Source organism: Anaerolineae bacterium (assembly GCA_014360855.1).
Lineage (GTDB): Bacteria > Chloroflexota > Anaerolineae > JACIWP01 > JACIWP01 > JACIWP01.
This window is the reverse complement of sequence record JACIWP010000229.1, coordinates 1-4844: the sequence shown is the minus strand read 5'-3', so window position 1 is coordinate 4844 and position 4844 is coordinate 1. Positions and strand designations below refer to the sequence as shown.

6 protein-coding genes are annotated in these 4844 nt (G+C 63.8%); 5 read left to right on the top strand and 1 reads right to left on the bottom strand.

All coding sequences use genetic code 11. The features are described from left to right. The 3 genes from H5T60_11600 to H5T60_11590 all read left to right on the top strand — a co-directional run. A partial coding sequence (locus tag H5T60_11600) for a phosphoglucomutase/phosphomannomutase family protein (protein MBC7243077.1) occupies positions 1 to 1214 on the top strand: 1214 nt, incomplete at its 5' end. A 52-nt stretch (positions 1215 to 1266) separates the two neighbouring features. Beyond that, positions 1267 to 2280, top strand: coding sequence for a prohibitin family protein (locus H5T60_11595; GenBank protein ID MBC7243076.1), 1014 nt, complete (start codon positions 1267 to 1269; stop codon positions 2278 to 2280). 19 nt (positions 2281 to 2299) lie between these two features. Then, positions 2300 to 2722, top strand: a complete 423-nt coding sequence (locus H5T60_11590; protein MBC7243075.1) for a hypothetical protein — start codon at positions 2300 to 2302, stop codon at positions 2720 to 2722. Here H5T60_11590 and H5T60_11585 read toward each other — a convergent pair. Beyond that, positions 2719 to 2982 (bottom strand): MerR family transcriptional regulator, encoded by a 264-nt coding sequence (locus H5T60_11585; GenBank protein ID MBC7243074.1) that lies wholly within the window; start codon positions 2980 to 2982, stop codon positions 2719 to 2721. The two genes, H5T60_11590 and H5T60_11585, sit on opposite strands and share 4 nt — an antisense overlap. Positions 2983 to 3350: 368 nt before the next feature. On the opposite strand from H5T60_11585, the gene H5T60_11580 reads away from it, so the two are divergent. Together H5T60_11580 and H5T60_11575 are read left to right on the top strand one after the other, a co-directional pair. Continuing rightward, positions 3351 to 4283: a J domain-containing protein gene (locus H5T60_11580; GenBank protein MBC7243073.1), complete on the top strand. Its 933-nt coding sequence runs from the start codon at positions 3351 to 3353 to the stop codon at positions 4281 to 4283. 134 nt (positions 4284 to 4417) lie between these two features. Further along, positions 4418 to 4844, top strand: a 427-nt coding sequence (locus H5T60_11575) for a serine protease (GenBank protein MBC7243072.1), incomplete at its 3' end; no start/stop codon positions are given.

Genomic DNA, 4844 nt, shown 5'->3' with positions numbered 1-4844 from the left:
ATCTGGCGCGGGCCGATGTCCCGACGCCGGCGGTTTCCTTCGCCGTCCGCCATCTCCAGGCCGACGGCGGGGTCATGATCACCGCCAGCCATAACCCGCCCCGCTATAACGGCATCAAGGTGAAGGCCAGTTACGGCGGCTCGGCTGACAGCGGGACCATCCGGGCGATCGAATCCTCTCTGGAGGAAATCGTACGGCGGAAGGGGCCGCCGGCGGAAATGCCCGTGGAGGAGGCGGAGGCGCGCGGGGTGCTGGAGCGCTTCGACCCTATGCCGGCCTATCTGGCGCATGTCCGCACGCTGATTGACGGGGAGGTCATCGCCGGGCGCTGTCCGCGCGTCGTGGTGGATGCCATGCACGGCGCCGGCCGCGGCTACACGCGCGATTTCCTGCGCGAGCTGGGCTGTCCGGTGCGGGAGATACGCGGCGAGATGAACCCCGGCTTCGGAGGGGTGCACCCGGAGCCCATCGCCCGCAACCTGCAGGCCCTGCAAGATGCGCTGGCGGACGGCGAGTGGGAGATCGGTCTGGCCATGGATGGGGATGCCGACCGCATCGGCGCCATGACCCCGCAGGGCAGGTTTGTGGACCCCCATGTCATCATGTCGCTCGCCCTGCGCTACCTGGTGGAGGCGCGCCGGCAGAAGGGCTGTGTGGTGAAGACCATTTCCACCACCCAGATGCTGAACCGGCTGGCGGCGCAGTACGGACTGCCGCTGTACGAGACGCCGGTGGGCTTCGACCATATCTGCAAGTACATCCTGGAGGACGATGTGCTCATCGGCGGGGAGGAGTCCGGCGGCATCACCATTCGCGGGCATATCCCCGAGGGCGACGGCATTTTGATGGGGTTACTGTTGGTGGAAATCCTGTGCGCGGCCGGCGCCTCCCTGGAGGAGCTGGTCGCGGACCTGATGCGGCAGGTTGGGCCGTTCTATTACGGCCGGCACGACTACGAGGTGCAGGCATTTTCCAAGAGAGAGCTGGTGCGGCGATTGGTGGCCAATCCCCCGCCGGCCATCGCCGGCCTGCGTGTGGCGGGCATCAGCGACCTGGACGGGGTGAAGTACCTGCTGGAAGATGACAGTTGGCTGTTGATCCGGCCTTCGGGCACGGAGCCGGTCTTGCGCATCTATGCCGAGGCGCGCCGGCCGGAGCATGTGGAGGCACTGCTGGAGGAAGGGCGCCGGCTGGGCCTGTCGCAGATGGGATGAGGCCGGCAAGCTAGATGGCATCGCGCATGGGCGCGAAGAGGAGAGTGTCCCAATGGTCTTCGCTTCACTGCTGGGGGTCCTGGCAACGGTCGTCTGGGTTGCCGTCATCGGGTATGTGGTGTTTGTCTTTGCTCAGCGGGCGCGCGGCCGGCCGAGCAAGGTCTCGATCAGCATCACCGTGGTGCTGGTCCTGCTGGCGCTCCTGTTCAGCACGCTGTCGGCCGGCGTGGTGGTGATCGACGCGCGGGAGGTGGGCGTGGTCTTCAACGATATTTACGGCCTGCGGCCGTATGTCCTGACACCAGGCCTGCATATCATCACCCCCTTCATTGACCATGTCTACCGCTATCCCACCATCCGCCAGTCGTACACCATGAGCATCGCGCCGCAGGAAGGAGCGCAGTATGGGGATGATTCCCTCTGGTCGCGCACCATTGACGGCCAGCAGGTCAGCATTGACGCCACGGTCTTTTTCGAGATAGACCCGGGGAAAGCGCCGCTCCTGCACTCGAAGTGGCAGAACCGCTATTTGTCCGATTTCGTGCGGCCGACGGTGCGCGGCGTGACCCGGGCGTGGATCTCCCAGTACAGGGTGGAAGAGGTGTACAGCTTGCGGCGTGAGGAACTGCGCTCGACCATTAAAGAGGAATTGCGGAAGCGCTTTGAGGAAGAGGGGCTTATTCTGCGCGGCTTTCTTATCCGCAACGTCAACTTCACCGATGAGTACGCCAATGCCATTGAGCAGAAGCAGATCGCCGAGCAGGAAGCCCAGCGGATGAAGTATATTGTGGAGAAGGAGCGGCTGGAAGCAGAGCGCAAGGCGGTGGAGGCGGAGGGCATCAAACAGGCGGCGATCATCAAGGCGCAGGGAGAGGCAGAAGCCCTGCGGCTCATCAACGAGAGCCTGCGGCAGAATCGCGATCTCCTGCTGTACCGCTATATCGAGAAGATCGCCCCCAATATCCAGGTGCTGATGCTTCCCAGTTCCTCGCCGTTTATCCTGGATCCGGGGACGCTCCTACAGAGTGGCGGGGTCGTGTCTTCCACGGCAACGGTCACCCCGTGAGGGTTGGGGAGAGCGGCGGATGTCGGGGGAATCGTGGTGGTCCCGTCTGCCGGCGCCGGCGCAGTGGCTCCTCCGCTGGCTGGCGTTGGTGCTGGCGAACCTTTTGCTGGTCGGTGCGGTCTGCTTAGTAATGGGCTGGACCGATGCGCTGCGTATTTCCAACGCGCTCTTCTTTGACGCGGCGGCCCTGTTGTTGCTGGGGCTGTTGATCCAGTGGGCGGCGCCGGCGCATACGTCGGCGCCGGCGGAGCCTGGCCCGCCGCCCGCTACCAGGCCCGAGCGGGAGCGGGAACAGCCGCGGGTGGAACAGATGCTGGAGGAGCGCTGGCGCCGGCGCCAGCGGCCCATTCACGGCTGGGCGGCATTATGCTTCACTGCCGCGGTAGCCATCTTCGGCATCTCCCTGCTGGTGCCGGCGGTGTGGGGCGGGGGCGGTCTTTAACGGCCGCCCCGTTTTTCTTCCATTTCGAGGATGAGCTTGACGCCGGCCAGGTTGACCCCGCGCTGGGTCAGGGCGTTGATGCGGCGCAGGCGCTGGATATCTCGGTCGGAGTAGAGACGGATGTTGCCCTCGGTGCGGGCCGGCGAGATGAGGCCGGCGCGCTCATAGGCCCGCAGTTTGTGGGGGGTCGTCCCCACCAGGCGCGCCGCCACGCTGATGACATAGCGGGGCACATCCTCCCCTTTATTGAACAGCCCCATCATGCACCTCCTGCCCTGTCGTTCCTCCCACATTATAGCCTGAATGCCGCAATAGGTCAAGGTACTATACAGTATCTGTATAGCAAATTTAACATTTTCTTTTAAGGTGCTTGACACAATCCTGCGAATATGGTATAATGGGTATAACAAATCTGAATTGGCCCGGAGTCATGATGCGCACCCGACGGCAAGGCAGCATGAGGGTCAATGGGACACCAGACCGGGCAAGGGCACAGTCCGAAAACGACCCCCTTCTGTTTGCCCTGTTGTTCTCCAGTCACAACACGCATAAACGAGACCACAGCCTCGGGCGGGAGCTACGAGGCTGTTACTGCCAACCATACCAAACGGATCGGTGAGCGGCAACTATGGAATACAAGGATTATTATAAGATACTCGGGGTAGATCGCAACGCCTCGCAGGAAGAGATCAAGAAGGCGTACCGCCGGCTGGCGCGCAAATATCACCCGGATGTCAATCCCGGCGATCCGAGCGCGGAACAGCGCTTCAAGGAGATCAATGAGGCGTATGAGGTGCTCTCTGACCCGGAGAAGCGCGCCAAATATGACCAGTTGGGCGCCCAGTGGCAGCAGTGGCAGCAGGCCGGCCGCTCTGCCGCCGATTTCGATTGGAGCCAGTGGTTCGCCGGCGCGCCGGGCGGCGTGCGGGTGGAGTTTCGCGACCTGAGCGACCTCTTCGGCCAGGGCTTCGGCTCCAGCGGCTTCTCGGACTTCTTCGAGGCCATCTTCGGTGGTATGGGCCGCACACGCACCGCCGGCCGCACCGCTGTCCGCGGGCAGGATATCGAGCATGAGGTCGAGATCACCCTGGAGGAGGCGTTCCGCGGCACCACGCGCGTCTTGCAGTTGGACGGCCGGCGCATCGAGGTGAAGATACCGGCCGGCGTGAAGACCGGTTCGCGCGTGCGCATCGCCGGCGAGGGCGCTCCCGGTATCGGCGGCGGGCCGCGCGGCGACCTGTACCTGAAGATTAAAGTCCTGCCCCATGCGGTCTTCGAGCGCAAAGGGGATGATCTCCACTGTGAAGTGGATGTGGACTTGTACACCGCCCTGCTGGGTGGGGAGGTGCGGGTGCCCACGCTCGAGGGACAGGTCGCGCTCCGCATCCCGCCGGAGACGCAGGCCGGCCGCACCTTCCGCCTCAAGGGATTGGGCATGCCCTCGTTGAAGAACCCCTCCCAGAGGGGCGACCTATATGTGAAAGTGCGGGTGAAACTGCCCGAGAACTTGTCCGAGCGCGAGAAATCGCTTTTCAGAGAGCTGGCCAATTTGCGGCGGTAAGTCCCACGGCGCGGGACCGTTCGTTCAGAGGCTGAGGAGCGTTGCCCATGGAATCCAGACAAATGCGCCCGGCCGAATGGGCGCTGATAGCCATCCTGGTGGTTTTTCTCGTTATGTTCGTGGGCGTGCTGGGCATGGGGACGGTTGCGGTCGTGCGGGAGCGAGTGATAGCGCCCGCCGGCGCGCCGGCCCGGCCGGCGCAGGTGACGCCGGCGCCCCGGTTTGAGCTGGCCGGCGAGGACCCGTTCGAGCAAACCCTGATTCAGCTCTATCTGCGGGTGCGGCCTTCGGTGGTCAACATCAGCGCCACCAAGATGGTGAACGTAGAGGACACTCTCTCCGATGAAGGGGAGAGTTACATAGATATCACGGAGGGCTCCGGCTTCATTTATGACAGCGCCGGCTATATCGTCACCAACCATCATGTGATTGAGGGCGCGCTGGATATCCAGGTCACCCTGTTCAGCGGGGAGGAACTGCCGGCAGAGGTGGTGGGACGCGACCTGTACAGCGACCTGGCGGTGCTGAAGGTGGAAGCGCCGGCGGAGCTTCTCCCGCCGG

Coding starts and splice junctions, on each gene's coding strand:
- H5T60_11590 (MBC7243075.1), top strand. CDS start 2,300: ATGTCGGGGGAATCGTGGTGGTCCCGTCTGCCGGCGCCGGCGCAGTGG.
- H5T60_11585 (MBC7243074.1), bottom strand. CDS start 2,982: ATGGGGCTGTTCAATAAAGGGGAGGATGTGCCCCGCTATGTCATCAGC.
- H5T60_11580 (MBC7243073.1), top strand. CDS start 3,351: ATGGAATACAAGGATTATTATAAGATACTCGGGGTAGATCGCAACGCC.
- H5T60_11595 (MBC7243076.1), top strand. CDS start 1,267: ATGGTCTTCGCTTCACTGCTGGGGGTCCTGGCAACGGTCGTCTGGGTT.